Source organism: Dactylosporangium sp. NPDC000521, assembly GCF_042898305.1.
In the GTDB taxonomy this organism is placed as follows: domain Bacteria; phylum Actinomycetota; class Actinomycetes; order Mycobacteriales; family Micromonosporaceae; genus Dactylosporangium.
Genome location: NZ_JBIAYW010000001.1, coordinates 638,260 through 665,073 on the forward strand (window position 1 = coordinate 638,260; position 26,814 = coordinate 665,073).

A 26,814-nucleotide genomic window follows, 5' to 3' on the forward strand; every position below is an offset into this window, starting at 1 on the left:
AAGTCTGCTCGTGGCCTCAGGTCCGTTGGTGGCCTCAGGTCTGCTCGTCGCCTCAGGTTCGTTCCTGGCCGGGTTCGCCGTCGGTAAGTCCGGGCTCGCCGTCGGTAAGCCTGGGTTCGCCGTCGGTGGGCCTGGCCAGGAAGACGATGTCCAGGTCGCTGATCAGGTCCGGGTCGGTCTGGATGGCGATGCCGGAGATCCGGCCGTCGGTGATGGTGAACTCGAAGACGGCCTTCGGCAGGCCACGGTGGGACCAGACGGCCGCCGGTACACCGTCCACGAGCGCGAGGCGGGCCGCCTGCGCCCGCCCGGAGAAGATCGCCGCCACCGCGTGGGCGCCGATGGCGTCACCGGAGACGGCGTCCGGGTGCAGCAGCTCCAGCAGCGCGGCGAAGTCGCCGTTGCGGGAGGCGGCGAGGAACGCGCCGACGATCTCCCGCCGCTGGGACCGCGCGGCGTCCGACGCGGCGGCGGCGCCCCGCACCCTGCGCCGCGCCCGGCTGGCGAGCTGCCGCGCCGCCGCCGGGGACCGGTCGATGACGGGACCGATCTCGTCGAACGACACGGCGAACACGTCATGCAGCACGAATGCCAGCCGCTCCGCGGGGGTCAGCGTGTCGAGCACGACCATGAGCGCGACCCCGACCGAGTCGGCCAGCAGCGCCTCACCCTCGGGGTCCGCGGGCCGCACGGTGGCGGTCTCCGGCTCGGGCGGCAGCGCGCCGGCCGGATCCTCCCGGCGGGCCTTGCGGGCCTCCAGCATGTTGAGGCACACCCGGGCGACGACCGTCGTCAGCCACCCCGCCGGGTTCTCCACCTGGCCCGTGTCGGCGCGGCTGACCCGCAGCCACGCCTCCTGCACCGCGTCCTCGGCCTCGGCCGACGAGCCGAGCATCCGGTACGCCACCGAGTGCAGGCGGCCCTGGTGCTCGGCGAACCGCTCGCTCACCCAATCTTTCCCGATCATCCGTCACATTCCTCCGTCGCGGCCTGTCATAGGAAGTGACCGGCGAACCCTGCCGGTTGTGACAGCAGACCGTCGACGATCGGGAGACAACCCATGAAAGCGCACGTCAGCTCCATCCTGCTCGGAGTTCGCGACCTCGACCGCGCCATCCGGTTCTACACCGAGGGCCTCGGCTGGACCGTGAAGCACAACTACGGCGTCTCCGTGTTCTTCGAGCAGGACGGCGGCTCGCTGATCGGCTTCTACGGCCGCGAAGGCCTGGCCGACCAGGTCGGCACGAGCGCGGAGGGCACCGGCTTCGGCGGCGTCGTGCTCACCTACGTCGTCCGCAGCGAGGCCCGGATCGACGAGATCATCGCCGAGGCCGAGAAGGCCGGCGCCACGATCCTCAAGCCACCCGCCGCCCTGCAGTGGGGCGGTTACGGCGCCACCTTCGCGGACCTGGACGGCCACGTGTGGAGCCTCGCCTACAGCGCCCAGGGCCAGGACCAGCCCTACGCGGAGTAACCCCACCCGCGGCGGCGAGGTGCTCAGCGCGGCAACGCCGCGGTGTCGACCCTGAACGGGAACGGCTCCTGCACGTCGAGCACCCCGCCGCCGCCGGCAGCGACATGTTCCACGTAGTGCTCGCCGGCGAGCCTGAGGAGCCGTAGCCGCAATGGCTCCTGCTCCACCAGCAGGTACCAGCGGATGCCGGCGTCCGCGTAGAAGTGCATCTTGAGCAGCCGGTCGTTGCTGGCGTTGCTGGGCGAGACGATCTCCGCGATGAGCGCGACCTGAGCCGCGTCGAGCACCGCGCCCTTGCCGTCGGTGTCCGCCACCACGAAGTCCGGGATGACGATGCGGCCTGTCGCGAGCCTGACGTTGATCGCCTCGAGAAACAGCAGACCTGCCTTGGCCGCGGCCGGATACAGCGTCAGGCCGAGTGCGATGGACAGGTGCTGGTGAGGCATGGTCGGCGCCGGACTCGCCAGCAGGCCCCCGTCGATCAGTTCGACCCGGCTGGTGGTCTCATCGAGCGCGAGGTACTCGGCCTCACTCCACGGACCAGGATGTTCGAGCATGGCGACCCCCACCGGCTGACACCTCCCCATCGGATGCGTTCCCCAGCGAGCCACGGCGGTCACCCTGCCGCATGCTCGTGGTCTCACCATAGCCATAGGGTTACATGGTTACAAGTTGCGTGCGGGGGGTCTCGGGTCCGGGCATGCATCTTCCGAACCTAAGTCTATCTAGATAGAGTTAGTCCATGAAGCTCGTGACGAGATGGGGCGGCCATGGGGCCGCGGCGCTGCTGTGGCTCGGGGCGGCCGGAGCACTGGTCGCGGCGGTGGCCGTGGCGCGGGGGGTCGGGTTCGAGGTGCTGCGGCACCGGGTCGAGGTCATGGTCGGGGTCGTGGCGCTCCTCGTCCTGGTCGCCGCGGTGCCTGTCGGGCCCGTCGCGGCGCGGGGGAGCCTGGCCGGAGTGGTGCGGGCCGCGGTGGGGTGCGTGATCGCGCTGGACGTGCTCGGCGCGGCGCAGGTGCTCAAGGTGGTGCCGCCGATCACCCGGGGCGGGGGACCTCGGACCGGCGACGCCACCTCCGTGCTCGTCGTCTGGGTGGTGCTGCTCGGGTTGGTGCTGCTGGCCGCGGTACGCGTGACCGGCCACCACACCAGCGTCAGGCCCGAGACCGCCGCGATCGCCGTGGGGTGCGGCTTCGCGGCGGCGGCGGTGTGGCTCGGGCTGGCGGCGGTGCTGCCGGGCGTCGCGGCCACCGTCGTGCCGGCGATCCTGGCGATGATGGCCACCGGCGGCGTCGCCGCGCACCTGATCGCGCGCCGCCAGCCCGACCCGGCTCGCCCGGCCGGAGAGGTCGATCGAGGGGGCCCGGACGCTGCTGGTACATCGCCGGCACCGGTGGTCGGCGGGGTTGTTGCGGCGATGGTCACCCGTGAGGACTTGGGCGCTGCCGGTACATCGGCGGCACCCGTCATCGGAGGGGCCGTCGCGGCCATGGTCACCGCCGCCGTGGTCGCCACCGCGATCGACGGGCTGCTGCCGCTCGGGCACGCGTGGATCCGCAACAGCGCGCCGCCGTGGGAAGTCGGGACCCGGCTCGTCGACCCGGTCGGGCTGCTCGTCCTCGCCGGGGTCCTCGCCGTCGTGGTCGTGGTGGTGGGGCGCACTTCTGCGCCGGCGCGCAGGTGAGCAAGGGCTGCACCCAGGCGCCCCGATGTGGCGTTGCGCAGGTGAGCATGGAACGCACCGGGGCGGTGGCGTGCAGGTGGGCAGGGGTTGCACCCCGGCGTCCCGATGTGGCGTTGCGCAGGTGAGCATGGAACGCACCGGGGCGGCGGTGTGCAGGTGGGCAGGGGTTGCACCCCGGCGTCCCGATGTGGCGTTGCGCAGGTGAGCACGGAGCGCACCGGGGCGGTGGCGTGCAGGTGGGCAGGGGTTGCACCCCGGCGTCCCGATGTGGCGTTGCGCAGGTGAGCACGGAGCGCACCGGGGCGGCGGTGTGCAGGTGGGCAGGGGTTGCACCCCGGCGTCCCGATGTGGCGTTGCGCAGGTGAGCATGGAACGCACCGGGGCGGCGGCGTGCAGGCGAGCGCCGGGCACACCGGTGCGACGGTGCGCCCCCTGGCCGGGATCGCTACGGGCACTGGCGTTGTGCGCGCGTCGACCGAACCCGCCGGGCGCGGCATTCCGAAGCACCGCTCTCACGGGCCACGGGTGACCCGCAGCCTGACCCGGGCGGTGCGATGCACCACCCAGTCAGCGTCACCAGCACGACGTCGAGGCATACCGACACTCAAGCACAGGGGTACGACAGAAATCCCGGCCGATGTTCGTGGGCACCGACCTAGCGGCCAATGTGATCGGGAAGGCTGTCCGTCCGCAGGTCAGCGCCGCCGGCCCGGACTGCACCGGTCGCCGCGTTCGCGTTGGCGTCTTTGCTGGTCGGCTCGTCGAAGTGGCCGTCTCCGGGCGGGTCGTCGATGGGGGCACGCGGGGCCGCCGGCGGGGCGAGCAGCAGTGGCCGGACGCAGCGGTGGATGCGCACCGCTATCAGCACCGGCACCAGCGACGACAGCGCGAGCGCCGCCTCGAGGGTGTGGCCGGCTCGGCGGTACCCCGTCGTCGCGGCCTTCCGAGCGTCCTCGACCGCGGTGGTCACGGCCGTGTTCGCCGCACGGATCGCGTCGAACAGTTCCTTGCCCCGGGCGCTGCGGTCCACTCCGCTGCCGGGCCGCCCCGCCGGCCGGGCGCTGATCGGCAGTGCCACCTGCGCCAGCCATCGCTGCGCCGCCTGATCCTGGTCGCGGACGAGGACCCGGGTCCGGTCGTCGGGCGCGGCCCGCAGCGCCGCCGAACGGGCGGCCGGGTAGTCCGAAGACCCCGCCCGGAACAACTCCAGGAACACCGGGTCGCCGGTCAGCTGGTACCTGAGCACGGCGGTCTCGATGTCGGTGAGGTCCTGCAGCATCCGCTGGTTGGCCTGCCGGGCGTCGTCGAGGCCGCGCAGCTGCCGGTCCTGGACACCGGTGAGGTACTGCCCGGCGAGCACCCGTGCGACGCCGACGGTCAGCAGCACGAGGAACAGCCAGACGAACTGCCGGCGCAGTGTGACCGCGATCGGTTGCCGCACCCGTGAACCCCCGCAGCCTCGCCCCCAGGCACCTCCAACGCTAACGTGCCCGGGGCCTCGCCGCGGCCGATTCAGCGGCGCGGTACGGCCCGGCCGGTCTACTGCGGGCGGTCCTTCTTCGGCAGCTTCGACACCACCCAGCGGTACGACTCGTCGACCGCCTCGAGAAGCTCCTCGTCGGGGATCTTCCCGCCGAGGGTCAGCGTGTTCCACCCGGACCTGCCGATGTACGGCGAGGCGACCGCGTCCTCCGGGAACCGCCGCAGCCACTCGTCGGCGGCCTCCCGCGACGGCGCGCACTTCACGCCGACCGTGGCCCGGTCGCCGGCTCCGCTGCCGAGGAACGCGAAGATCTTCGCCCCGACCTTGACGACGAGGTCGTCCTCCCACGGCGTGTCCTGCCACGCCCCCGGCTTGGAAATGCAGTGTGCGATCAGCTCGTCCCGCGTCACGCAGCGACCGTACGCTCTTCCCGGGCGGAAGTGTCGTACCTCGCTGTTACGGTGCCTGCGTGACGATTCGGGTGCCGTACCTCGGCGATGAGAAGCAGAGTTTGCACGCCAGCCTCAACCGGCACCGCGACGTGGTGCTGTGGAAGCTGGACGGCCTCGACGACGAGCAGCTGCGCCGTCCGATGACCCCGTCGGGGAGCACGATGCTCGGCCTGGTCAAGCACCTCGCCGCCGTCGAGTATGGCTGGTTCTGCGACACGTTCGGCCGCGAGCACGAGCCGCTACCCTTCCGCGACGACGACCCCGAAGCCGACCTGCGCGTCGAGCCGGGCGAGTCCACGGCGGACGTGCTCGCCTTCTATGCCCGCGCCCGCTCCAACTGCGACGCCGTCATCGAATCCCTCGACATCGAGGCCACCGGCACCGCCTGGTATGGCGAGAAGGTCTCCCTCCGCTGGGTCCTCATCCACATGGTCGAGGAGGTGGCCCGCCACACCGGCCACCTGGACGTGATGCGCGAGCTCCTCGACGGCGCCACCGGCGACCACCGCCCCGACGAATAGCCGCGCCACGACCGGTTGGTCGACGGCGGAGCTGGTGGCGATGCTGCCTGCCCCGGCCGTCGCGCTGCGGCGACCGGGGCAGTGGCAGCGTTGCGCCGGCCGGCGCTGGTGGCCGGTCGGCTGGCGCTGGTGGCTGGCGCTGGCGGCTGGTGGCTGGTGGCTGGTGGCTGGTGGCGGAGAATGGTGTGGCGATTGGTTCTGTTCGCGGCCTTGGGGGCTGGATGTCGCCGAGTTTTCGCCACCGCGGGATCTCACTGATCTTGATCAGGAGGTGCCGCGGTTGGCGGCAGTAACCCAGAGCCGGAATTGGTGGATGGCTTCGCTGAGATTGAGCGGACCGCAGAAAGCCTCGAAACGGTTGCCGGTCAGGCGAGCGATGAACCAGTCGTGCTCGCTTCGGTGGACTTCCTGCTTGGGGAACGCAAGGCCATCCATTGCGGTTGCCTGTAGGTCCACCCTCAGCGACCAACCGGGGTTGTCGAGCGTTTCGATGGACACGCCGTACTCGTGTTCCCAGTCGCCATCGCACTGGGTGACGTACCAGCCCTGAAGCCACGTCAACGCGTCAGGCCCATCAACGTAGGGCATAGGATCCTGCCCGTTCAAAATGGTCATGCCGTAGGTGTCTGCGTCAGTGGCAGGACCGGACGCAGCGGTGTTTCGCCGACGAGGTAGCCGTCGTAGACGACTTCGGCCAGGGTCGGGTCCCGGTAGGCGGTGGCCAGGCTTATCCAGGACAGGAATGCCCCTGATCCGCCGCACAGCGCGCTGCCACCGTCACCGCCGCAGAGTATGGCCGGGTCGGTCGTGAATTCCGCCCGGTAGGGGTCGTCGCCGATGACGAGTCCGAAGAAGTTCGGTTGTTGAATCAGTGGCACATCGCCGGACGGCTCGCCGTCAGGATAGTCGTCGCCCCACCGGAAGAGCGTGGTCGCTCCCGCACCGCAGTCGTGTTCCCACTCGTCCGGCGTGGGCGGACGAAGACCCCGCCAGGCCAACCGCGCCATCGGCTCGGGCACCGAGTACAGGTCGACGGCCGCGGCGAAGTCATCGAGCTGGCGGCGGGTGGGGACGAAACGGTCGGCGGCGTAGCCGAGTTGCACCGTTCCGCCCGGTACCAACGCGTATCGGATTCCGTCGCGTTCGAACAGCGCCACGCGACCGGGCCGGCCTTCGTAGCTGTGTGGGGTGACGCTGAGAAGCTCAGCGTCAACGGTGCGAGCGATGGCGTCGGCCGTGCGGCGGGCGCCGTCGTCGGACAGCGCCAGCCACGCATCCACAGTCAGGTCGGCGTGGAGCACATGGGCATTATGCATGGACCGACCGAGGCAGCGGACCTTGCCGTGCGCCGCACGAACTGACCCGGTGGCTATGGGGTGGGGCGGAGGTGGAGTTCGGCGGCGATGGCGCGGAGGGCGGGGAGGATGTCGGTGCCGGCGGGCTGGAGCTGGACGCAGACGTGGTCGGCGCCGGCTTCCAGGTGGGCTCGCAGGGCGGCGGCCAGGGTGGGGGCGTCGCCGTGGGCGACGATGCGGTCGATCAGGTCGTCGCTGCCGCCGTCGGTGAGGTCCTCGGGGGTGAAGCCGGCGCGCAGCATGTTGGTGGTGTAGTTGGCCAGCTTCAGGTACGTGGCGAGGAAGGCGCGGGCACTGCGGCGGGCGGTGGCCGGGTCGGGATCCAGCACGGCGGTCTGCTCGGGGGCGACCAGGGCGGCCGGGCCGAGGGCGGTCCTGGCCTCCCGGGTCTGCGCGGGCACGGTGAGGTACGGGTGTGTGCCGGCGCTGCGCTCGGCGGCCAGGGCGAGCATCCGGGGGCCGAGCGCGGACAGCACCCGGTGCTCGGCGGGCACGCCCCGCGCGTCGAGGACGTCGAGGTAGCGGGCCATGGACTCGACCGGGCGGGTGCGGGCGGCGTTCGCCTCGCGGTGGCCGGAGCCGATGCCGAGCAGCAGCCGCCCGGGGTGTCTGGCGTGGATGCGGTGGAACGAGTCGGCGAGCTCGGCGGCGTCGGACGACCAGATGTTGACGATGCCGGTGGCGATGACGATCGAGTCGGTGCCGTCGAGCAGGGCCTCGGCGGGGCGCAGGTCGGCGCCGGGGGAGCTGCCCTGCCAGATGGTGCCGTACCCGAGCTCCTCGATGGCCCTGGCCATGGGCGGATCGACCAGCGTGACACCGCGCCACACGCCGACGGTGCCGAGTCGTTGGCTCCAGCTCATGATCGCCCCTCCGGATACGTGACACCAAGTGGCGTCCATCTGGAACCTAGCATCCTAGGACGGCGTAGGTGGTGTGTTTGCCGGCACTCGGGAGTCTCAAGTTGCGTGCAGTGGCGTCGATGTTGAGAAGTGCGGGTTTCATCGGATTCAGGGACGGTGCACGGTGGCGGACGCAGGGACCGGCAAGGGCGGCGGCTGGCTGGCCGACCGTAGTATCCGGACCAAGATCCTGTTCGCGTTGACGGCGATGGCGCTCACCGCGGTCGTCACGGGGGCGTTCGCGCTGTCCCGGATGGCCGAGATGGACGGCAAGGTCAGCGCGCTGCGCGAGGGGAACGTCCAGGAGCTGGTGCTGCTCAGCCAGATCCGCGGTGCCCAGTCGCTGATCAACCACAACGCGGCGATGCAGCTCGGGTCGGCCGGTGACCCGCAGGTCATCGCGCTGGCGCAGAAGGGCACCGGCGAGGCGGTCAAGCAGCTCAACACGGCGCTCGAGGAGTACCTGAAGCTGCCCAAGAGCGCCGCCGCGCAGCGGACCGTCGACGAGTTCACGACGCTGTGGCGGCAGTTCACCACGGCGATGGCCGAGCTCGCCCAGGGCAAGCAGCCGACGATCGACTTCAACAAGGTCGTGCCCGGCATGGAGGCGGCGGTCGCCGAGCTGGCCGGGCAGCAGGCGGCCGACGCCGACGCCGCGGTGAAGGACGCCCATTCGCAGTACTCCACCGCCCGGCTGCAGGTCCTGCTCACCCTGATCATCGGGCTGGTCGTGGCGACCGTACTGGCGCTGTACGTCGCCGCGTCGATCACCGGCCGGCTCGCCCCCGTGGTGGGTGCCATGGACGCGATGGCGGCCGGGGACCTGTCCACGACCGCGCCGGTCGGCGGCCGGGACGAGATCGGCACCATGGCCGGTGCCGTCAACCGAGCCACCGCCAGCGTCCGCGAGACCGTGGCGGCCCTCGCGCGCAGCGCCGACCTGGTCGCCCGCAGCTCCAGCCAGCTCGACACGGTCACCGCCGGGGTCGCCGGCAGCGCCCAGGCGGTGTCGGCCCGGGCCGGTGAGGCGGACCGGACCGCCGCACAGGTTTCCGGCAACGTGCAGACGGTCGCCGCCGCCTCCGAGGAGATGTCGGCGTCGATCCGGGAGATCGCCCGCAACGCCAGCGAGGGGGCCCGGGTCGCGGAGCAGGCCGTCACCGTCGTCACCACCACCAACGACACCGTGTCGAAGCTCGGCCAGTCGTCGGCCGAGATCGGCAATGTGGTCAAGGTGATCACGTCGATCGCGGAGCAGACGAACCTGCTCGCGCTCAACGCGACCATCGAGGCGGCCCGGGCGGGGGAGGCCGGCAAGGGCTTCGCCGTCGTGGCGGGCGAGGTCAAGGAGCTCGCCCAGGAGACCGCCCGCGCCACCGAGGACATCGCCACCCGCGTCCGCGCGATCCAGGCCGACACCGACAGCGCGGTCGCCGCGATCGAGCAGATCAGCATGATCATCGGGCAGATCTCGCAGTACCAGACGACGATCGCCTCGGCCGTCGACGAGCAGACCGCGACCACGAGCGAGATGACCCGCAACGTCGGCGAGGCCGCCGGTGGCGCGCAGACGATCGCCGCCACGATCGCGGAGGTGGCCGCCGCCGCGGAGGCGACGAACCGCAGCGTGGCGGCGGGCCGTGAGGCCAGCGGCGAGCTCGCGGGCCTGTCCGGCGAGCTGCAGCGCCTGGTGTCCCGCTTCAAGCACGTGTGAGAAACGCCCGCACGGGAGCACCGGCACGAGCGCACGCGGTCCTGGGCGCACGCGATGGGCACCCACCTGCGGGCCGGGTGGCCGATCGAGTGGCGGACGAGCGGCGGCACCCGGCTCAGCGTCCGCTACCCGGGCGGGTGGCCGGCGGCGACGCGGTCGGCAAGCCGTTTGCAAGAACGACAGGGTTTGCTGGTGAACGTGGGAGAAACACTGCGGCTGGTGCGGCGGGTGCCGGCCGGGCGGCGGGCCGTGACCCGGCACGCGCTCGGCGTGTCCGTCGTCGACGAGTTCCTGTTCGACGGCCTCGAGTGGTGGGAGCTCATCGACCCGGCCGACGGGGACGAGCAGCCCGCCGCGGCCCTCGCTGCCGTCCGGCCGGGCGAGACCATCGTCCGACTGGTCGGTCTCGTCGCACCGGGCGGACGCACCGACCTCGCCGTTCAGGTGCTGATCTCGTTGGTGGACGCCCTGCGGGCCGGTCCAGCCCGTAGGCTCGTCGCGGCGCCTCTGGCGCACGGCGAGGAGCTGCTGGAAGCGGCGGGCTTCGGACCGTACGACGACGGATCGTTCGCCGTGGAGCTGTGACCCAGCACCGCGGCCGAAGTGGAGTTCCGGGAGTTACGCATCCTGCAGATTAGGATCCTGGGCCCGCTCGAAGTCGTCGGGGAGGGCGGGCCGGTCGACACCGGCACCCCGAAGCAGCGCGCCGTCCTGGCGATGCTGACGATGCAGCCCGGCCGGACCGTGTCCGTGCAGCGGCTGATCGACGAGCTGTGGGCCGATGAGCCGCCGGAGCGGGCGATCGCCTCCCTGCAGGCCTACGTGTCCCGCCTGCGCCGTGCCCTCGAACCCGGCCGGACGGCCCGCGACCGGTCGACCGTGCTGGTCAGCCGCGCGCCGGGGTACCAGCTGATGGTGCCGGCCGACGCGGTCGACGCCGCCCGGTTCGCCGCCGCCGTCGAGCAGGCCCGCACCGGCACCGACCCGGCCGTGGCGCTGCAGGTGCTCACCGACGCGCTGCACCTGTGGCGCGCGGATCCGCTGCCCGAGCTCGGTGACTCCCCGCTCGCCCGCGCCGAACGCGGCCGCCTGCAGGAACTTCGCCTGATCGCCGTCGAGGAGCGGTCGGAGGCGCTGCTGCGGCTCGGCCGTGCCGCCGAGGTCGCCTACCTGAGCGAGAGCGCCCTGGCCGAGGCCCCGTATCGCGAGCGGCTGTGGGGTCAGCTGATGCTCGCGCTGTACCGGTCGGGCCGGCAGGCCGAGGCGCTCGCCGCCTACGGCCGGGCCCGTGCGGGCCTGGTCGACGAGCTCGGCATCGAACCGGGCCCGGCCCTGCAGCAGCTCGAGCAGGACATCCTGCGCCAGGCCCCGCACCTGACCGAGCAGCCGCCCGTCCCGACCTCCGGTGCCCCGGTGTCCGCACCGACAGGCGCCGGCGGAGCGGACGGCACTCCCGCGCCCGCTTCCGGCGGCGTTCCGGAAATGTCGGGCAACACCGGCGCGACCGGCCAGGGCGGGCGGGACCAACAGCACCAGCAGCGAAGCCCCGACCGGACAGGCGCCGCGGACGGCCGGACCGCTCACACAGCGGGCGACGGTTCGGAACTGTCCGGCGAGCGTGCGGCGAACGGGAGCCGCCGCACCTGGCAACCCGGGCCCGACGGGCAGGAAGCGCAGAGCGACGCCGACGACGGCGGGCTGGTCGGGCGGGACGCCGAGCTGCGCACGGTGCAGGAGCTCCTGGCCAGCACGGCCACCGGGCGGGGGCGGCTGCTGCTCGTCTCCGGCAGCCCGGGCATCGGCAAGTCCGCGCTGCTGCGGGAGCTCGCCGCCCGCGCCACCGGCCTCGTCGGCACCGGGACGGGCGTCGATGGTGAGGCGCCGCCGGTGTTCCTGCCGTGGGCGCAGATCCTGCGGGCCGTCGCCGCCGCCCCCGGCGCCGCCGACGCCCTCGCCAACGCGTTCGCGCCGTACGGCAACCTGCCCGCCGTCCTGGACCCGACGCTGAGCGAGGCGCTGCCGCTGCCCGCCGCTGAGCGGATCGCCGACCCGGAGCTGGCCAGGTCCCGGCTGTACCAGGGCATCGTCGACGGCCTGTGCCGCCTCGCCACGCACCGGCCGCTGGTCCTCATCGTCGACGACGCGCACTGGCTGGACGCGCCGTCGACGGTGCTGCTGACCATGTTCGCCAAGACGGTCCGGCGCAGCGCGGTGCTGCTCGCCGTCGGCTACCGGGAGGCCGAGCTCGCACCGGAGGCGCCCCTCGCGGGCGCACTGGGGGAGCTGCTCGCCGACCCGTCCGCGGTGCGGCTGCCGCTGCAGGGCCTCGGCGCCGACGGCGTCGCCGCGCTCGCACGGGACGTGACCGGCGCCGACGTGCCGGCCGAGACCGTCGAGATGTTGCTGGACCGCACCGGCGGCAACCCGTTCTTCGTGGTGGAGCTGCTGCGGGTCCTCGTCGCCGAGCACACCCTGGCGCCGGAGCACGTCCCGGTGCGGGTGCAGGAGGTGGTCCGCCGCCGCCTCGCCAAGCTGCCCGGGCAGGTGAACGCGGTCATCGCCGTCGCGTCGGTGCTCGGCCGGGACGTGTCGGTGCCGGTGCTGCGCGAGGTCGTGCAGATCGACGAGCTGGCGCTGTTCGACACGCTCGACACCGCGGTCGTCAGCGGGATCCTGACCGCGACCGACGACCCGGGGCTGCTGCGCTTCTCCCACGACCTGGTCCGCCAGACCGCGTACCTGGACCAGGGGCCGCTGCGCCGGGCCAGGCTGCACGCCCGGGCCGCCCAGGCGCTGCGCGACACGGGCCTCGCCACCGTCGCCGAGCTGGCCGCGCACCTGCGGGCCGCGCTGCCGGTGCTGTCGCCGTTCGACGTGGTGCCCGCGCTGGTCGAGGCGTCCGGCGAGGCGTACGACCTGACCGCCCACGAGCAGGCGTCGGCGCTGCTGGAGGAGGCGATCGGGGTGCTGCACCGCGCGCCGGCCGGCGAGCGGCGCGACGTCGTGGAGCTCGACCTGCGGATCCGGCTGGCGTACATGCACCAGGCGATCGCCGGCTACCTGGCGCCGTTCGTGGCGGCCCAGTACGCGGCGATGGAGCCGCTGCTGGTGCGGCTGCGCGGCCGGCCGGTGCTGGACATCCTGCCGGCGCTGTGGGGGTACGCGTCGTTCCACACCGCCGCCGGCGACGTCGCGCGGGGCGTCGCCATGGCCCGCTCGGCGAGCGAGCAGGGCAGCACCGACCCGTGGGCGACGATCGTCGCGGAGGTCCACGAGGGCGCCGCGGCGCTGTCGGTGCTGGACCTGCCGCGCGCCCGCGAGTGCTTCGAGACGGCCCTGGAGGCACTGCCGAGCGGGGACCTGCCGGTGTTCCCGATCGTCAACTGGGACCCGGTCGTGGGTGCGCAGGCGCCCGCCGCGATCGTGTGCGGGATGCTCGGCGACCATGAGGCCGCGGAGCGGCACCTGCGGTCCGCCCGCGAGCGTGCCGCCCGGGTCGGCGAGCTGTTCCTCGACATGTACATCAGCCACTACGCCGCGGCGGTCGCCGCCGACCGGTTCGACGGGCCGGCGACGAGCGAGGCGGCCCGCGCCACCCTGCGCCTCGCGGAGCGCGGCGGGCACCTGGAGTACCAGGCGCTCGCCGCGATGCTGCTCGGCTGGGCCGAGGTCCGCGGTGGCGACCCGACCGGGATGGACCGGATGGCGAAGGCGCGCGCCGCCCTCGGCGAGGGGATCCGCCGCTTCGGCCGCCTGGAGGGGCTGTACGCCGACGCGCTGCTCACCCTCGGCCGGGACACCGAGGCCGCCGAGGTCGCCGGCGCCGCGCTGGAGCGGGGGCTGCCGGGCCAGGGCGGCCTCGCGGAGCCGGACCTGCGCCGCGTCCACGCACTGGCGAAGGGCGACGCGGCCGAGGCGGAGGAGGCGCTGCGCCTGGCCCGCAAGCTGCACTACGCGGCCGCCGCCGCCCGCGCCGAGGCCGCCCTGGAACGCCTGCCGTCGTAGGGAGCTGCCGCCCGAAGGCACCGAGGTCGAGTTCCTCGCCCGCGGTGAGGGCGACCACGGGCAGCGCCGGCAGGGTGGCGAGCTGAACGGTGTCAGCGACGGGCGGCGGCCGGGAACGGGGTCTCGACGGCGGCCGCGTCGGAGTCGAGCACCGCGGTGGTGGGCGGCCGGCGGCGCAGGAGGCGCAGGGCGGGCAGCTCGACGCCGTGGTGGACGGCCATCGCGCCGAGGAGGCTCATCGAGAACACCGACACGGTGACCAGGGCGGCCACCAGCGGGCCGGCGTGGTGCGGGAGCAGGCCGAGGCGTTCGTAGCTCAGGTACGTCAGGTAGTGCACCAGATAGAACGCGAACGACACCTCGCCGAGGTACTGCGGCAGCGGGCGGGTCCAGACGGTGGAGACGCCGGCGAGGTCGGCGCGGGCGGCCGCGGCGACGACGAAGGTGACGGGCACGAGCGTCAGGGCGTGCTGGTTGAGCGGGTACGGGGCCTTCAGCGCGAGGAGGGCGCCGGCGCCGACCAGGGCGAAGGACCAGCGCAGGCCCGGGCCGCGCCACGCGCCGGACCGCACGAGCAGCGCCACGGCGATCCCGAGGGTGAACTCGGCCATCCGGACCGGCGGGAACATGTATCCGAGCCAGAGCGCGAACGGGCGGCCGGCGTACGTGAGGGCGGCGCCGATGCCGAGGACCGCGGCGACCTGCAGCGCGGCGACGGTCCACAGCCCCGCGGGGGCGAGCCGGCGCAGCAGCCGGTACAGGAACGGAAAACACAGATAGAAGAACGCCTCGCAGGAGAGCGACCAGCTCACCGGGTTGAGCGCGCCGAAGACCGACGCGTGCGGGAACCAGGTCTGGGTGAGCGTCAGGTGGGCCGCGAGCTGCAGCGGCGAGGCACCGCCGACGACGACGAGCGCGAGGAGGGTGGTCGCCAGCGTCGCCGGGTAGATCTTGCTGAACCTGCGCCAGTAGAACGGGCCGGGCTTGACGGACCAGGTCAGGACGAAGCCGGACAGCACGAAGAAGAACGAGACGCCCATCGCGCCGCCGTTGACCAGCAGCGCCCACAGCACGGCCCGGACCGGTCGCGGGGCGACCAGGTCCGAGTCGTAGAAGAGCTCCAGGGTGTGCTGGCCGAACACGACCAGCGCCGCCGCCCAGCGCAGACCGGTGAGGGCCGGCAGGCGGCTGTCGCGGGTCACGGTGAATGTCTAGCCATTCTTCCCGGCCGGCGCACGCCGAGCCGGGAAGAATTCACCCCGATGTGACCAGCGGTCACTCCGCGCGACCGACGCGTCCTCGCCGGTTGCGCTCGCGGCCACGGAAAGAGGGCTGGCGCAGCGTCATCATCGTCATCAGGCCGAGGGCGATGGTGATGACGCCGATGATGATGTTGTTGGCGATGGCGCCGCCGGACGGGTGGGCGCCCAGGATGACCCACGACGCGACGAACGTCCACACGCCCAGCACCACCGGCACCCAGGTGAGGCCGTGGGTGCGGCCGTAGGCGACGGCGAAGCTGAAGGCGAGCAGGCTGACGGCCAGTCCAACGATGAAGTTGTTGACCGCGAGGTCGCGCTCGGTCCCCGGGAAGCCGACGATCCAGGGCGACAGGGCGAGGTAGAGCCCGGCGAGCACCAGCGCGCCGTCGGTGATGTGCGCGGTCGGTGTCTCCGCCGCGCGGTCGTAGTTGGCCCGCAACTCCAGGATGTCCGGGTGCTGCTCGAGGTCCGCGATCGGACGGGTCATGACGGTCCCCTTTCCTTGGTCTCCAGAGGGGTTGTCTAACCCGTACCGCTGAGAACTAACACGAAAAGGGTGGGCACGGCGGCGGCGCTGCAGACGCCGGCCGCCGCACCCCGGTTCGCGATGGGAGCCGCGAAAAGGGTTGGCATCACCTCCGGTGGATCGATAGCCGTCGCGACCATAGGCGAAATCACGGCGCTTGTCCCGGGAGCGCTCCCATGCCAGAATCAGCGCCACCTCGCGTCTGGGAGCCGACGGGGCACACGCAGCGACTGGCTTATGCACCAACGCCGCCGCGCTGTCGCGTGCCCGCTTTCCGCCCAGAAACTTTCACGAGGAGCCCCCACACATGACCACCCGGACCCAACGCTGGATGCGCGTGGCGTCCGTCGGCCTCCTGGCCGCCGGTGCGCTGTTCGTCATGCCGGCAGGACCCGCACACGCCGCAGCCGGCTGTACGGTCGTCTACTCGGTACGCAGCCAATGGCCGACGGGCTTCACCGGCGATCTGCTGGTGACGAACCTCGGCGACCCCCTGACGAGCTGGAACGTGTCCTGGACGTTCGCCGGCGACCAGCAGCTGCAGCAGAGCTGGAACGGCGACTTCACCCAGACCGGCAAGCAGGTGACGATCCGCAACGCCCCGTGGAACGGCAGCCTGCCCAGCAACGGCACCGTCAACCCGGGCTTCAACGCCGGGTACAGCGGCACCAACGTCAACCCGACGAGCTTCACGCTCAACGGCGTGGCGTGCACCGGGCCGAACCAGGCGCCGACGGCGACCATCACCGCACCGGCCGCCAACACCCGGTACACGGCGCCGGCGACGATCCCGATCGCCGTCACCGCCACCGACCCGGACGCCGGTGACTCGATCGCGAAGGTCGAGTTCTACCACGACGGCCTGCTGCTCGGGCAGGACACGACCGCCCCGTACACGTACAGCTGGGCCAACGTGCCGAGCCAGACCGGGGCGTACAGCCTGCAGGCCAAGGCCTACGACAGCAAGGGCGCGGTGACCACGTCCGCGGCGGTGCCGGTGTTCGTCGACCCGTTCGTCGGGCCGGCGATCGTGGCCACGCCGTCGCCGCTGACCGTGCCGGAGGGCGGCTCGACGCCGCTGTCGGTCAAGCTGAACCAGGCACCCACCTCGAACGTGACGGTGACGGTCGCCCGTACCGGCGACACCGACATCACCGTGTCGCCGACCTCGCTGACGTTCACGGCCGCGAACTGGAACGTCGCGCAGGTCGTCACCGTCTCGGGCGCCCAGGACTCGGACACCACCAACGGCGCCGCGACGATCAACCTGACCGCCACCGGTTGGGCGTCGGCGTCGGTACCGGCGAACGAGAGCGATGACGACGTCGCCGGCGGCGTGTACGTCCAGCGGTTCCTCGAGCAGTACCAGAAGCTGCACAGCTCCGGGTACTTCTCGCCGGAGGGCGTGCCCTACCACTCGATCGAGACGCTCGTCGTCGAGGCGCCGGACTGGGGCCACGAGACCACGTCCGAGGCGTTCAGCTTCTGGCTGTGGCTTGAGGCGCAGTACGGCCGGGTGAAGCAGGACTGGGCCCCGTTCAACAAGGCCTGGGACACGATGGAGAAGTACATCATCCCCACCCACGCCAACCAGCCGACCGGCGGCTACAACCCGAACGACCCCGCCGACTACGCGCCCGAGGCCGGGCAGCCCAGCCTGTACCCGCAGCAGGGCGGCCACCTCGACTCGTCGGTGAAGGTCGGGGTCGACCCGCTGTACACGGAGCTGACCTCGACCTACGGCAACACCGACGTGTACGGCATGCACTGGCTCGAGGACGTCGACAACGTCTACGGCTTCAGCTCGTGCACCCCGCAGCCGGGCTCCACGGTGTCGTACATCAACACCTACCAGCGCGGCCCGCAGGAGTCGGTGTGGGAGACCGTCGCCCACCCGTCCTGTGAGGACTTCCGCTTCGGCGCGAAGGCCAACGGCGGCTTCCTGCCGCTGTTCATCGACGGCACGCCGGCCAAGCAGTGGCGCTACACCAACGCCCCCGACGCCGACGCACGCGCCATCCAGGCCGCGTACTGGGCGCAGCAGTGGGCCACGGCCCAGAACAAGGCCGCGGACGTCGCCACCGTCGTGGGCAAGGCCGCCAAGATGGGCGACTACCTGCGGTACGCGATGTACGACAAGTACTTCAAGAAGCCCGGCTGCACGTCGACGGCCTGCCCCGCCGGCACCGGCAAGGACTCCGCCGCGTACCTGCTGAACTGGTACTACGCGTGGGGCGGCGACGCGGGCGGCCAGTGGTCGTGGCGCATCGGCTCCAGCCACAACCACCAGGGCTACCAGAACCCGCTGGCGGCGTACGTGCTGTCCAACGTCAACGGGTTCGCGCCGCGTTCTCCCTCGGCGAAGGGCGACTGGCAGACCAGCCTCGGCCGGCAGCTGGAGTTCTACCAGTGGCTGCAGTCCTCCGAGGGTGCGTTCGCCGGTGGTGCCACCAACAGCTACAACGGCAACTACTCGGCGCCGCCGGCTGGCACGCCGACGTTCTACGGCATGTTCTACGACGAGAAGCCGGTCTACCACGACCCGCCGTCCAACCAGTGGTTCGGCTTCCAGGCATGGTCGGTGGAGCGGGTCGCGGAGTACTACTACGCGACCGGTGACGCCAAGGCCAAGGCGATGCTCGACAAGTGGGTGTCCTGGGCGATCGCGAACACGACGTTCACCGCGAACGGCGACTTCAAGATCCCCGACACGCTCCAGTGGACCGGCGCGCCGGCGACCTGGAACCCGGCCAGCCCGGCCGCGAACACCAACCTGCACGTCAGCGTGGTCAGCACCGGCACCGACGTGGGCATCGCGGCCGCGTACGCCCGCCTGCTGACCTACTACGGCGCGAAGGCCAACGACGCGGCGGCGAAGACGACGGCGAAGAAGCTCCTGGACGGCATCTGGCTGCACACCGACAGCAAGGGCGTCGGCATCCCGGAGACCCGCAACGACTACAACCGCTTCGACGACATCTGGTCCTCCTCCAACCAGCAGGGCCTGTACATCCCGTCCGGGTACAGCGGCGTCATGCCCAACGGTGACGTCATCGCCCCCGGGAAGTCCTTCCTGGACACCCGCTCCTTCTACAAGAACGACCCGAACTGGCCGGCCGTGCAGGCCTACCTGAACGGGACCGGCCCCGCGCCGACGTTCACCTTCCACCGCTTCTGGGCCCAGTCCGACATCGCGATGGCGATGGCTGACTACGGCCTCCTGATCGGCGGCTAAGGGATCAGCACCGCGACGGCGGCCATCGTCTCACCTGAGACGGTGGCCGCCGTTGTACCGGCGGGCGCCTGGTCCGGTGCGAGAGCCGTGGTGGATAGGCTGGGCCGATGAGCGACAACGTCCATCCGTTGCGGACCGTGCACGTCGGCACCCGCCGCGCCGAGGTGGACGAGATGCTCGCCCCCGTCATCGACCTGCTGTGGCGCAACGGGTTCAACACCCTGACCAGCTGCCAGGACGCCGGCGAGAGCAACGCGAGCTGGGTCGACATCCTGCCGCACATGTCGGCATACGTCGAAGCCCGCCGCGGCTGGGCGTTCATCGACTTCCCGCTCGACGACGGCCTGTCGCTCCTCACGGCGCTGGCCGACGCCGGGCCACGCGACGCCTTCTACGCCCGGATGACCCACTGGGCCGCCCCGGACGCCTGGGACGTCAAGGTGCGGCCGCGCGACGTCGCCATGTCGGCCTGGCCTCAACCGTCGAAGTTCGTGATCCGGCTGCTGCAGGTGTGCTTCCCCGTCACCGACCTGCCGGAGATCGAGCGCCGCCTGCGCCGCCACCAGACCGGCGAGTCCGTCGCCCCGGCTCCGATCGACTGGACCACCGTCGGCCGGTCGCACCCCGAGCCGGTCTCGTTCGCCCCCACGCCCGCGGCGCGTGCCTCCGCGGCGGCCCCGGTGCTGCGCGCGACCGAGTCGTCCGGCAGGACGTGGGACGACCTGGACCCTGAAACGCTGGCCGACCTGCTCGCCGGCCTCGACCGTACCCACCGGCACCTCATCGTCGAGCGCCTCGACCTGGCGCCCCGCGACCAGCACTACCTGCAGGTCTACCGCAACGACGACCGCAGCTTCCAGGTGGAGTTCCGCGAAGGCGGCGAAGACCGCCACTACTGCGCCTACCTCCCGCCCCAACCCGAGACCGCCAGCGTCGACGTCATGCTCGACATCGTCACCGGCTGGGCCACCGACCGCCCCGCCTGGCGCGACACCCTGCAATGGTTCCCCTGGCGGACGTAGCGCGCCGGCGGCCGTGCCGCCGCCGTTCCGCTGATACGTTTGGGCGTGTCTCAGGTTGACGGGCGGCCCGCGACGGTCGAGGACGTGCACGCGCTGGCCGCCGCGATGCCGCACGTCACGGTCGTGCACGGCTCCGGTGACAACCCGGTCTACCAGGTCGGCGGCAGATCCTTCGTCTTCTTCCGCAACCCGCGTCCCGACGCGGTCGACCCCGTCACCGGCGAGCGGTACCCCGACGTGATCGTCTTCTGGGTCGAGTCCGACGCGGACAAGCAGGCCCTGATCCAGGACGCGTCGACGCCGTTCTTCACCACCGCCCACTTCGACGGCCACCCGTCGGTGCTGCTGCGGGCCTGCCGGATCGGCGAACTGACCCACGCCGAGCTCGCCGAGGTCGTCCAGGACGCGTGGCTGTCTCGCGCCTCGGCCCGCCGGGCGGCCGCCTGGCTCGCCGCTCGCTAACCTTGGCGCCGTGGCCTGGATGCTGATCGAGGACTCCTTCCCCTCTCCGTTCGGCGGCGTCGCCGTCACCGGCCGCCCCACGACGGCGACATCACCCGCGGCGATCAGCTCTGGCTGACCGACGGCACCACCAGGCACCCGGTGACGATCTCCCGCGTCGTGCACATGTGCGGCCGTAGCGCACAAGACGTCGCTCCGGCCGGTCAGAACGCCGGGATCGAGCTCACCGGCGTCCCGCCCGGCCTCGCGCTCACCGGGCTACGGCTGGTCAGCGGTGTGGCATGAACCCTGCCACGGGTGACCTCGCACAGGCTCTCCGGATGGAGTTCGACCGGACCGGCGTGATCGTGCCGGTCTCCCCGCGGCACGACGTCGCCTGCCCGTCGAAGGACGCCGTGGTCGGCACGGGCCCGCGCACCACGCGTGTGGCCGTCCACGACTGGAGTCACTGGGCCACCCCACCGGCCGGCAGGTCGTACAGCGTCCGGTGCTACGACGGGACTGCCGGCATCGCCGACGGCTGGGTCCCTGATCTGCCCACGGTCGCTGCCCTCGCGGCACTGTGGCAGTCCGGCTGCACCCCGCCCGCCCTCGCCGCGGCGTTCCCACTGGTCGGCCCGGTCGAGATGCTGGCCGCTCGCGAACGCGGCGACCGGCGCGAATACGAGTGGCACCTGTGCGTCGCGAACCATCGCGGCCGGATCCACGCGCCACTCGTGCCGTTCATCGTGGCCGCCTTCCACGAGCCCCGCCTCCGCGCCCTGACCCCCGTCCTCGTCAGCCACATGCGGGTGTTCAGCGTCCGCGACCCGTCCTCGCCGGCGACCGTGTACCCGTGCGTCACCGCGATTGCCGACGACGTGTTCCGGGTGTGGCTGCGCGGCGGCCCCGAGCTCGGCGAGACCGATGTCGCGGGCGGCATCGCGCTGCTCCTCGCCGCCGCCTGACCCGCCGGCGCGGCCCCGGCCTCCGCGGAACCGGGGGCAGTCATGATCCGCGAGGCGACGGTGCCGATACGGCCGGACCGGTACGATCCGGCTGTGGGTGAGGAGCTCCTGGACGACTTCATCAGAGCCAACCGAGAGCGGGACCTCGGCGTGTACGGGGTGCACGTGCACCGGGAGGGCGACGAGGACGTCGAGCGGCGGGTGCGGTCCGACGACAGGGTCAACCTGTACTCGGTGTCGAAGACGTTCACCTCCGTCGCGCTCGGCATCGCCGAGGCCGAAGGGCGGCTCAGCCTCGACGACCGGCTCCTCGACCACTTCCCGGAGCTGCGGCCCATCGCGGCCGACGGGGTCGAGGACGTCACGCTGCGGCACCTCGCCACGATGGCGAGCGGCACGAGCCACGAATGGTTCGCCGACATGCGGGTCGACGCGCTGGACCTGCTGCACGAGATCGTGGCGGCACCGCTGGACGCCGTGCCGGGGACCCGGTTCGCCTACACCGACTCCGGGGCGTACGCGATCGGGCGGGTCATCGCCAGGACGACCGGCGCCAATGTGCGCGACTTCCTGATGCCGCGCCTGTTCGCGCCGCTGGACCTGCACAACCCGGCCTGGCACACGTGCCCGCAGGGGTTCCCGTTCGCCGCGAGCGACCTGTTCCTGCGCACCGGCGAGCTCGCCCGCTTCGCGCGGCTGCTGCTGCGGGAAGGCAGGTGGAACGGCCGGCACCTCGTCCCGGCGGAGTACGTGCGGCGGATGACCCAGGAGTTCGCGGACACGAGCAGCATCATCGAGAGCGAACGCTTCAACCACGGTTACGGGCTCGGCGTCTGGATCGACCGGGACGGCATGTACCGGATGGACGGCCGCTACGGCCAGTACGCGGTCATCTGCCCGCGCCGCCGCGCCGCCGTCACCGTCACCGCGCACTCCGAGCGCGAGGTCGACCTCCTCGAGGCCATCCACGAGCTCATCCTCGACCGCCTGGAGTAGCGAACGCCGCGACCAGGTCGTCGAGGCGGCCGCGGACGGCGCCGAGCTGGCCGAGGTGTACGCGCTGCTGGTCGCCACCTCCCGGGCCGCCTCCCAGTCCGGGCTCGACAACGACGTCCGCGCCCGCATGCTCGCCATCGTCTTCGACGGCCTGGCCCGCCGTTGAGCCCTCCGTTGAGCCCTCCGTTGAGCCCGCCGCCCTGAGGTCGCCGGCGAGAGGACTTACCGCGCCGCCCGGTCGAAGGGTTCGTCGCGGGGGAGGAGGCGGTCGCGCGGGCCCGCCGCGCGCAGCACCACGTCGAGGACCCGGTCCGGATCGGCGGCGTAGCAGGCGCTGAACCAGCCCATGTTCGCCTCCACCACCGCCCACTGCTCCTCACCCCGGTCGGCGTCGCTCGCGAGACCCACGTCCACGACGACCGCGCTGGGCAGGCCGTCCGCGCACGCGTCCAGCAGCGCACCCGTGAACTCCAGCACCGGACCCCGGTCCCCGCACCGGTCCAGCGGCGCCGGGTCGAGACGCCCGTGGGTGGCGTACCGGCTGGCCGTGTGCACCGCCCCGTCGAGCACGAACAGCCGGTACTCCACCAGGAACGACACGATCCCGCTCACCAGCACCGCCGTGTCGGGCGGCAAGGGCGCGAGCCGCGACCCGTCGGCGTAGACCGTCGCCGGCAGGACCTTCTCCCGGGGCTGCTTCACGAACATCGGCGTCCGCGACCACCGCGCGTCGCCGACGGTGCTCATGACGATGTCGCGGCAGGTGTACCGGTAGGGCAGGGTCACCAGCCAGTCGTCGGGCGGATCGAGCAGCGCCAGACCCGACGCCGCCGCCACCTGCCCGGCGAAGACGGGCCCTCCGTAGACGTGCCCGCCCCTGCCCAGCCCTTGCCGCACCACCAGCCCCCGCCGCCCCGCCGCGGCCAGCAGCAGCTCAGCGGTCGCGTCGAGCCGGTCCGGCAGCACGAGGACGTCGCTCACACCGGGATTCTGCCGCGCCGCCCGGCACCGGCCACAGTGGATTTCGGACGGGTGGCCGGGTCAGTCCTCCCAGACGTCGACGCGTGGCAGGCCCCGTGCGTCGCGGGCGGCGTCGACCATCCGCTGGATGAGCGCGGTCTTGGCCCGGGTGTACGCCTCGCCGTCGTGGCCGGCGCCGGCGAGTCGCTGCTTCAGCGCGCCGTACTCGCCGCGGTCCGCCGGGCTGTGCAGCAGGTGGTCCCGCAGGAGCCGTTCGTTGCGCGTGTCCCACGTATCCGCGGTCACGACGTGCAGGTGGTAGGCGACCGGCGAACCGTCCCGCCGGTAGAACAGCCGGCCCCGCATGCCCGTCTCCAGCCGGCGGTACCCGAGCGACCCGAGCAGCTCGTCGGCCTCGATCACGGCGTCGAGGGTGGCGGTGGCCGCCATCAGGTCGATGACCGGCTTCGCCGCGAGCCCCGGCACGGCGGTGCTGCCCACGTGCTCGACGACGCCGAACAGCCCGGGCAGCGCCGTGGTCAGCTCCTCGACCGCCCGCCGGGCGGACCCCGCCCACGCCGGGTCATGGTCATGGATCTCGATCGTCACACGCGGACCATACCGGGCATACTGCTGGCATGCGTGAGACCTACGCCCACACCGCGGTGCTCGACCTGACGGCCGGCGACGACCGCGCCCCCGGCGCCGCGATCACCGTCGCGCTGTGCGGGGGCTACGACCATGAGCCGCCGTGCCGCCTCGCCGCGCACCGCACCGAGGCGGTCCGCGACGGCGGCGAGGTGCGGCTGCGGGTGCTGTTCGCCGCCGAGCCCGGCGACGAGGCCCGGGTCCGGGCCGGCATCGACGAGGGGCTGGCCACCGGCGAGCTGACCGGCCCCGACGGCGTCGTCACCCGGTGGCGGCTCCTGCGCAGCGGCCCGGCGGAGCTCGCCGCCGCCGACGCCGCACTGGCGGAACGGCTGCGCTCGTCGTAGCGGCCGCCGCGCTGGTCGCCGCCGCCTTCGCCACCGGCCGGCCGACCGCGCCACTCATCCGCGTCGGCGGCGGCGTCTCCCATGCGGTGTACCGGCTGCGGACGACCACGGGCAGCTACGCCGCCAAACGCCTCAACGTCGTCGACGAACAGTGGTGGTGGGACGCGTACCACGTCGCCGCCGGCATCGAGCGGGCGGCCCGTGTCAGCACGCCCGAGCGGCTGCCACCGCTGGTCGCGGCGATCGAGGCCGGCAGCGGCACGGAGCACTGGCAGCTGCACCGGTGGTGCGACGGGCGCAACCCGGCGGGACCCGGCGACGACCTGGCCGACTGGACCGGCGCGACCCTCGCGGTCCTGCACCGCGAACCCGCCGCCGACGTGCGGCCGCCGCCCGCCCTGTACGCCCTGGAGGCCTGGCACGAGTGGCTTGCCGGGCACGACACCGGCTTCACCCGGCAGGTCCGCGAGCACCTGCCGACCGTCGCGGCGGCCCTGGCGCACCTCGCCCGGCCCGGCCCGCCGCTGACGCCGGTCGCGTCGCACCGGGACATCAAGCCCGACAACGTCCTGCTCACCGCGGCGGGTCCGGTCCTGCTCGACTGGGACAGCGCCGGACCCGACCTCGCCGAGCACGAGCTGCTGCGCTCCGCCCTCGCGATGGGCTTCGAGCAGCGGCGGCCGTTCACCCGCACCGTCGCCGCCTACCACCGCGCCGGCGGGCGCCCGGTCCCGCCGGACCCGGCCCTGTTCCACGGCATCGTCGAGGCGCAGCTGCGCACCGCCGAATGGCTGCTGTGGCGCGCCCTCGGCCACCGCGGCGACGACCCCGCCGACCGGGCCCGGTCCGCGACCGAGTGCCTCGCCCGTCTCCGCGGGACCGCGAAGAGCCTCCGTCGCATCCCGGAGTGGGCGAGCTGGCTTGCCGCCTGTTGAGGCGGGGCCGGATTGCCCGGCGGTGCTATCCAGGGATGCATGGGCATGAGCGCCGGGGCGCGGCAGCGGCTGGACGAGCGGTTCCGGCGGCGGGTCGAGCAGCGGCGGCAGGATCACGCCGCGAACTGGGAGCACGCGGTGCGGGTCGGCCAGGGGCTCGGCCTCGGCGACCCGCTGGGCATCTACCACACGGAGGTCCTTCCACCGCTCGGCGCGCGACGGGTGCTGTGGCTGGCGTCGCCGGCGGTCCTGTACGTGGTCGGCGTCGTGCTGCTCGTGCTGTGGAATCCCGACCGGGCGCTGCCGTTCATGGGTGTCTTGCCGTGCCTCGTCGGCCCGTATGTCGTGGTGTGCACCCTGATCACGCGGCGCCGCCGGTTCACCCGGTGGCTCTACGCCTACGGAGGCGGCTTCGCTGAGGTCGACCCCGACGGGCAGCCGCGGCCGGTCCGCTGGGACGAGGTCACCGACGCGGTCGACGCCTGGAGCCGCGACGGCGGGGAGTCGGAGAGCACCTGGGCCGACGACGGGTTCCAGCTGACCACCGCCGACGGCAGGACCGTGCCGATCACCGCGAAGTACAGCAACGCGCTCGACCCGTACGCCCCCATCGGCGGCATGATCGCCGCGCTGGTGCCGGCCGAGGTCGGCGCCGCCATCCCCCGGTTCCCCACGATCGCCGCCCTGATCGTCGACCGGGCCGTGACCCCGGTCGTGACACGACAGGCCGGCGCCGTGCGCGGCGGCGCCGTCCTCACCCGCGGCGGCGTCCGGGTGACCCGCGACGGGATCGCCGGCCCGAAGGACGCCACGGCCACACCGTGGGCGGCGATCGACCGTGTCGAGCTGCGGCCGGGTCGGGTGAAGGTGCACCCCGTCGCGGGGAAGGCCCGCACGTACACCGACCACCGCGACGGGTCCGGCTACGCGGTGCTCTGCCGGGTCCTCCTGGCTCTCGGTGTGAGCGCCTCGTTCGAGCCCAGGGGCTGACCCGGTCACTTCACCCACGACACGTCCGGTGCGGAGTCGATGGTGAGGCCGTCGACTGCTCGGACCAATGCCTCGCGGGTCGCGGGCGAGTCATCCTTGACTGGGCTCTGCACGGTCAGCGTCCGGCTGTCCGGCAGCGTCACCGTGAGGGTCAGCATCCACCGGAACTCGACGGCCGGTGAGCGGATGGTGACGATCCGACCGGTGGTGCCGCGGACCCGCACCGCGTCACCGATATGGCCACCGCCGCCGCGGGCTTTTCCGACGTTAGGGTGGCGCGGTGGATCTGGGACGGGTGCGGGTGGCGTACGGGGCGGTGGCGGGCCTCTACATCGAGCTGTTCGGGACGCGGGAGCAGGTGCACGTCGATGACCTCGCGTTCATCGGGCGGCATCTGACGAGGTCCGGCACGGTGCTCGACGTGGGGTGCGGGCCGGGGCAGCACACCGACCATCTGCGCTCGCTGGGCGTCGACGCGATCGGGATCGACCTGGTGCCCGAGTTCGTCGCGCACGCGAAGGCGGCGCACCCGGACGGCAGGTACCTGCTCGGGTCGATGGACAGCCTGCCGTTCGCGGACGGGTCTGTGGCGGGGATCCTGGCCTGGTACTCGCTGATCCACCGGCCGCCGCAGGACGTCGACGGGGTGCTCGGCGAGCTACGGCGGGTGATGGTGCCGGGCGGGGCGCTGGTGGTCGGGTTCTTCGACGGCGACGCGGTCGAGCCGTTCGAGCACAAGGTGGTGACGGCGTACCGCTGGCCGGTCGACGAGTTCTCCGACCGGCTCGGCAAGGCCGGCTTCACCGAGGTGGAGCGGTGGCGGCGCCCCGCGGACGGCACCCACCGCCCGCACGCCGCCATCGCGGCGCGCGCGATCTAGAGCGCCGGGCCGGC

The 26,814-nt window shown here is 72.5% G+C and carries 28 protein-coding genes; 16 read left to right on the forward strand and 12 right to left on the reverse strand.

All coding sequences use genetic code 11. From position 1 onward, the window contains the following. Nucleotides 1-52: 52 nt before the first annotated feature. The gene (locus ACFY3L_RS03020; protein WP_389318128.1) at nt 53-967 is read right to left on the reverse strand and encodes a sigma-70 family RNA polymerase sigma factor; all 915 of its coding nucleotides are present in this window, start codon (nt 965-967) and stop codon (nt 53-55) included. 93 nt (nt 968-1,060) lie between these two features. Here ACFY3L_RS03020 and ACFY3L_RS03025 point away from each other — a divergent pair, with 93 nt between their 5' ends. Beyond that, nucleotides 1,061-1,474 carry a VOC family protein gene (locus tag ACFY3L_RS03025; protein ID WP_389318129.1) on the forward strand — a complete coding sequence of 138 codons (414 nt, stop codon included), beginning with the start codon at nt 1,061-1,063 and terminating at the stop codon, nt 1,472-1,474. Between the two features lie 23 nt (nt 1,475-1,497). Here the strand turns inward: ACFY3L_RS03025 and ACFY3L_RS03030 are convergent, their stop codons facing one another. Next, the gene (locus tag ACFY3L_RS03030) at nt 1,498-2,094 is read right to left on the reverse strand and encodes a Uma2 family endonuclease (RefSeq protein WP_389318131.1); all 597 of its coding nucleotides are present in this window, start codon (nt 2,092-2,094) and stop codon (nt 1,498-1,500) included. 122 nt (nt 2,095-2,216) lie between these two features. Between ACFY3L_RS03030 and ACFY3L_RS03035 the strand changes: the two genes are divergently transcribed. Continuing rightward, nucleotides 2,217-3,158: a hypothetical protein gene (locus ACFY3L_RS03035; RefSeq protein ID WP_389318133.1), complete on the forward strand. Its 942-nt coding sequence runs from the start codon at nt 2,217-2,219 to the stop codon at nt 3,156-3,158. Nucleotides 3,159-3,813: 655 nt separating this feature from the next. Here ACFY3L_RS03035 and ACFY3L_RS03040 read toward each other — a convergent pair. Both ACFY3L_RS03040 and ACFY3L_RS03045 read right to left on the reverse strand, forming a co-directional pair. After that, nucleotides 3,814-4,599, reverse strand: coding sequence for a CHASE3 domain-containing protein (locus ACFY3L_RS03040; protein ID WP_389318134.1), 786 nt, complete (start codon nt 4,597-4,599; stop codon nt 3,814-3,816). A 98-nt stretch (nt 4,600-4,697) separates the two neighbouring features. Continuing rightward, nucleotides 4,698-5,051, reverse strand: coding sequence for an MmcQ/YjbR family DNA-binding protein (locus ACFY3L_RS03045; RefSeq protein ID WP_389318136.1), 354 nt, complete (start codon nt 5,049-5,051; stop codon nt 4,698-4,700). Between the two features lie 59 nt (nt 5,052-5,110). Between ACFY3L_RS03045 and ACFY3L_RS03050 the strand changes: the two genes are divergently transcribed. Further along, complete coding sequence (locus ACFY3L_RS03050) at nt 5,111-5,614, forward strand: DinB family protein (protein WP_389318137.1); 504 nt, start codon at nt 5,111-5,113, stop codon at nt 5,612-5,614. A 264-nt stretch (nt 5,615-5,878) separates the two neighbouring features. Here ACFY3L_RS03050 and ACFY3L_RS03055 read toward each other — a convergent pair whose 3' ends face one another. The 3 genes from ACFY3L_RS03055 to ACFY3L_RS03065 form a co-directional block, all read right to left on the reverse strand. Then, complete coding sequence (locus ACFY3L_RS03055) at nt 5,879-6,229, reverse strand: immunity 53 family protein (RefSeq protein WP_389318139.1); 351 nt, start codon at nt 6,227-6,229, stop codon at nt 5,879-5,881. Further along, entirely contained in the window at nt 6,226-6,915 is a 690-nt protein-coding gene (locus tag ACFY3L_RS03060) for a hypothetical protein (protein WP_389318140.1), read from the reverse strand. Before ACFY3L_RS03060 ends, ACFY3L_RS03055 begins: the two co-directional genes overlap by 4 nt. Nucleotides 6,916-6,983: 68 nt before the next feature. Further along, entirely contained in the window at nt 6,984-7,832 is an 849-nt protein-coding gene (locus tag ACFY3L_RS03065; protein ID WP_389318142.1) for an LLM class F420-dependent oxidoreductase, read from the reverse strand. A gap of 163 nt (nt 7,833-7,995) precedes the next feature. On the opposite strand from ACFY3L_RS03065, the gene ACFY3L_RS03070 reads away from it, so the two are divergent. The 3 genes from ACFY3L_RS03070 (at nt 7,996) to ACFY3L_RS03080 (ending at nt 13,590) form a co-directional block, all read left to right on the forward strand. Beyond that, nucleotides 7,996-9,585 (forward strand): methyl-accepting chemotaxis protein, encoded by a 1,590-nt coding sequence (locus tag ACFY3L_RS03070; RefSeq protein ID WP_389318144.1) that lies wholly within the window; start codon nt 7,996-7,998, stop codon nt 9,583-9,585. A gap of 198 nt (nt 9,586-9,783) precedes the next feature. Beyond that, nucleotides 9,784-10,170 (forward strand): hypothetical protein, encoded by a 387-nt coding sequence (locus ACFY3L_RS03075; protein ID WP_389318146.1) that lies wholly within the window; start codon nt 9,784-9,786, stop codon nt 10,168-10,170. An 18-nt stretch (nt 10,171-10,188) separates the two neighbouring features. Next, on the forward strand, nt 10,189-13,590 hold the full coding sequence (locus ACFY3L_RS03080) for a BTAD domain-containing putative transcriptional regulator (protein ID WP_389318148.1): 3,402 nt from the start codon (nt 10,189-10,191) through the stop codon (nt 13,588-13,590). Between the two features lie 92 nt (nt 13,591-13,682). Here ACFY3L_RS03080 and ACFY3L_RS03085 read toward each other — a convergent pair whose 3' ends face one another. Beyond that, nucleotides 13,683-14,792 (reverse strand): acyltransferase family protein, encoded by a 1,110-nt coding sequence (locus ACFY3L_RS03085; protein ID WP_389318150.1) that lies wholly within the window; start codon nt 14,790-14,792, stop codon nt 13,683-13,685. A gap of 73 nt (nt 14,793-14,865) precedes the next feature. After that, nucleotides 14,866-15,339, reverse strand: a complete 474-nt coding sequence (locus tag ACFY3L_RS03090; RefSeq protein ID WP_389318152.1) for an SPW repeat protein — start codon at nt 15,337-15,339, stop codon at nt 14,866-14,868. A 346-nt stretch (nt 15,340-15,685) separates the two neighbouring features. On the opposite strand from ACFY3L_RS03090, the gene ACFY3L_RS03095 reads away from it, so the two are divergent. From ACFY3L_RS03095 to ACFY3L_RS03120, 6 genes are all read left to right on the forward strand, one after another. Further along, on the forward strand, nt 15,686-18,613 hold the full coding sequence (locus ACFY3L_RS03095) for a glycoside hydrolase family 48 protein (RefSeq protein ID WP_389318154.1): 2,928 nt from the start codon (nt 15,686-15,688) through the stop codon (nt 18,611-18,613). Between the two features lie 107 nt (nt 18,614-18,720). Further along, the gene (locus tag ACFY3L_RS03100) at nt 18,721-19,635 is read left to right on the forward strand and encodes a hypothetical protein (RefSeq protein WP_389318156.1); all 915 of its coding nucleotides are present in this window, start codon (nt 18,721-18,723) and stop codon (nt 19,633-19,635) included. A 45-nt stretch (nt 19,636-19,680) separates the two neighbouring features. After that, the gene (locus tag ACFY3L_RS03105) at nt 19,681-20,097 is read left to right on the forward strand and encodes an MmcQ/YjbR family DNA-binding protein (protein ID WP_389318157.1); all 417 of its coding nucleotides are present in this window, start codon (nt 19,681-19,683) and stop codon (nt 20,095-20,097) included. Between the two features lie 141 nt (nt 20,098-20,238). Continuing rightward, the gene (locus tag ACFY3L_RS03110) at nt 20,239-20,382 is read left to right on the forward strand and encodes a hypothetical protein (RefSeq protein ID WP_389318159.1); all 144 of its coding nucleotides are present in this window, start codon (nt 20,239-20,241) and stop codon (nt 20,380-20,382) included. A 35-nt stretch (nt 20,383-20,417) separates the two neighbouring features. Then, entirely contained in the window at nt 20,418-21,044 is a 627-nt protein-coding gene (locus tag ACFY3L_RS03115) for a hypothetical protein (RefSeq protein WP_389318161.1), read from the forward strand. A 93-nt stretch (nt 21,045-21,137) separates the two neighbouring features. Then, nucleotides 21,138-22,040 carry a serine hydrolase domain-containing protein gene (locus tag ACFY3L_RS03120; protein WP_389318163.1) on the forward strand — a complete coding sequence of 301 codons (903 nt, stop codon included), beginning with the start codon at nt 21,138-21,140 and terminating at the stop codon, nt 22,038-22,040. A gap of 222 nt (nt 22,041-22,262) precedes the next feature. On the opposite strand, the gene ACFY3L_RS03125 is transcribed toward ACFY3L_RS03120, so the two are convergent. Both ACFY3L_RS03125 and ACFY3L_RS03130 read right to left on the reverse strand, forming a co-directional pair. Further along, the gene (locus ACFY3L_RS03125) at nt 22,263-23,021 is read right to left on the reverse strand and encodes an ATP-grasp domain-containing protein (protein ID WP_389318165.1); all 759 of its coding nucleotides are present in this window, start codon (nt 23,019-23,021) and stop codon (nt 22,263-22,265) included. A 60-nt stretch (nt 23,022-23,081) separates the two neighbouring features. Further along, the gene (locus ACFY3L_RS03130) at nt 23,082-23,609 is read right to left on the reverse strand and encodes a GrpB family protein (protein ID WP_389318167.1); all 528 of its coding nucleotides are present in this window, start codon (nt 23,607-23,609) and stop codon (nt 23,082-23,084) included. A gap of 29 nt (nt 23,610-23,638) precedes the next feature. Between ACFY3L_RS03130 and ACFY3L_RS03135 the strand changes: the two genes are divergently transcribed. From ACFY3L_RS03135 to ACFY3L_RS03145, 3 genes are read left to right on the forward strand one after another with little or no spacing between them, the layout of a single operon-like run. Continuing rightward, entirely contained in the window at nt 23,639-23,995 is a 357-nt protein-coding gene (locus ACFY3L_RS03135) for a hypothetical protein (RefSeq protein ID WP_389318169.1), read from the forward strand. Continuing rightward, a complete protein-coding gene (locus tag ACFY3L_RS03140) occupies nt 23,917-24,930 on the forward strand; it encodes an aminoglycoside phosphotransferase family protein (protein WP_389318171.1) in 1,014 nt (337 codons plus the stop codon). Before ACFY3L_RS03135 ends, ACFY3L_RS03140 begins: the two co-directional genes overlap by 79 nt. A gap of 45 nt (nt 24,931-24,975) precedes the next feature. After that, nucleotides 24,976-25,920, forward strand: coding sequence for a hypothetical protein (locus ACFY3L_RS03145; RefSeq protein WP_389318173.1), 945 nt, complete (start codon nt 24,976-24,978; stop codon nt 25,918-25,920). Between the two features lie 5 nt (nt 25,921-25,925). On the opposite strand, the gene ACFY3L_RS03150 is transcribed toward ACFY3L_RS03145, so the two are convergent. After that, nucleotides 25,926-26,144 (reverse strand): hypothetical protein, encoded by a 219-nt coding sequence (locus tag ACFY3L_RS03150; RefSeq protein ID WP_389318175.1) that lies wholly within the window; start codon nt 26,142-26,144, stop codon nt 25,926-25,928. A gap of 56 nt (nt 26,145-26,200) precedes the next feature. Between ACFY3L_RS03150 and ACFY3L_RS03155 the strand changes: the two genes are divergently transcribed. Beyond that, complete coding sequence (locus ACFY3L_RS03155) at nt 26,201-26,800, forward strand: class I SAM-dependent methyltransferase (RefSeq protein ID WP_389318177.1); 600 nt, start codon at nt 26,201-26,203, stop codon at nt 26,798-26,800. Nucleotides 26,801-26,814: the final 14 nt, after the last annotated feature.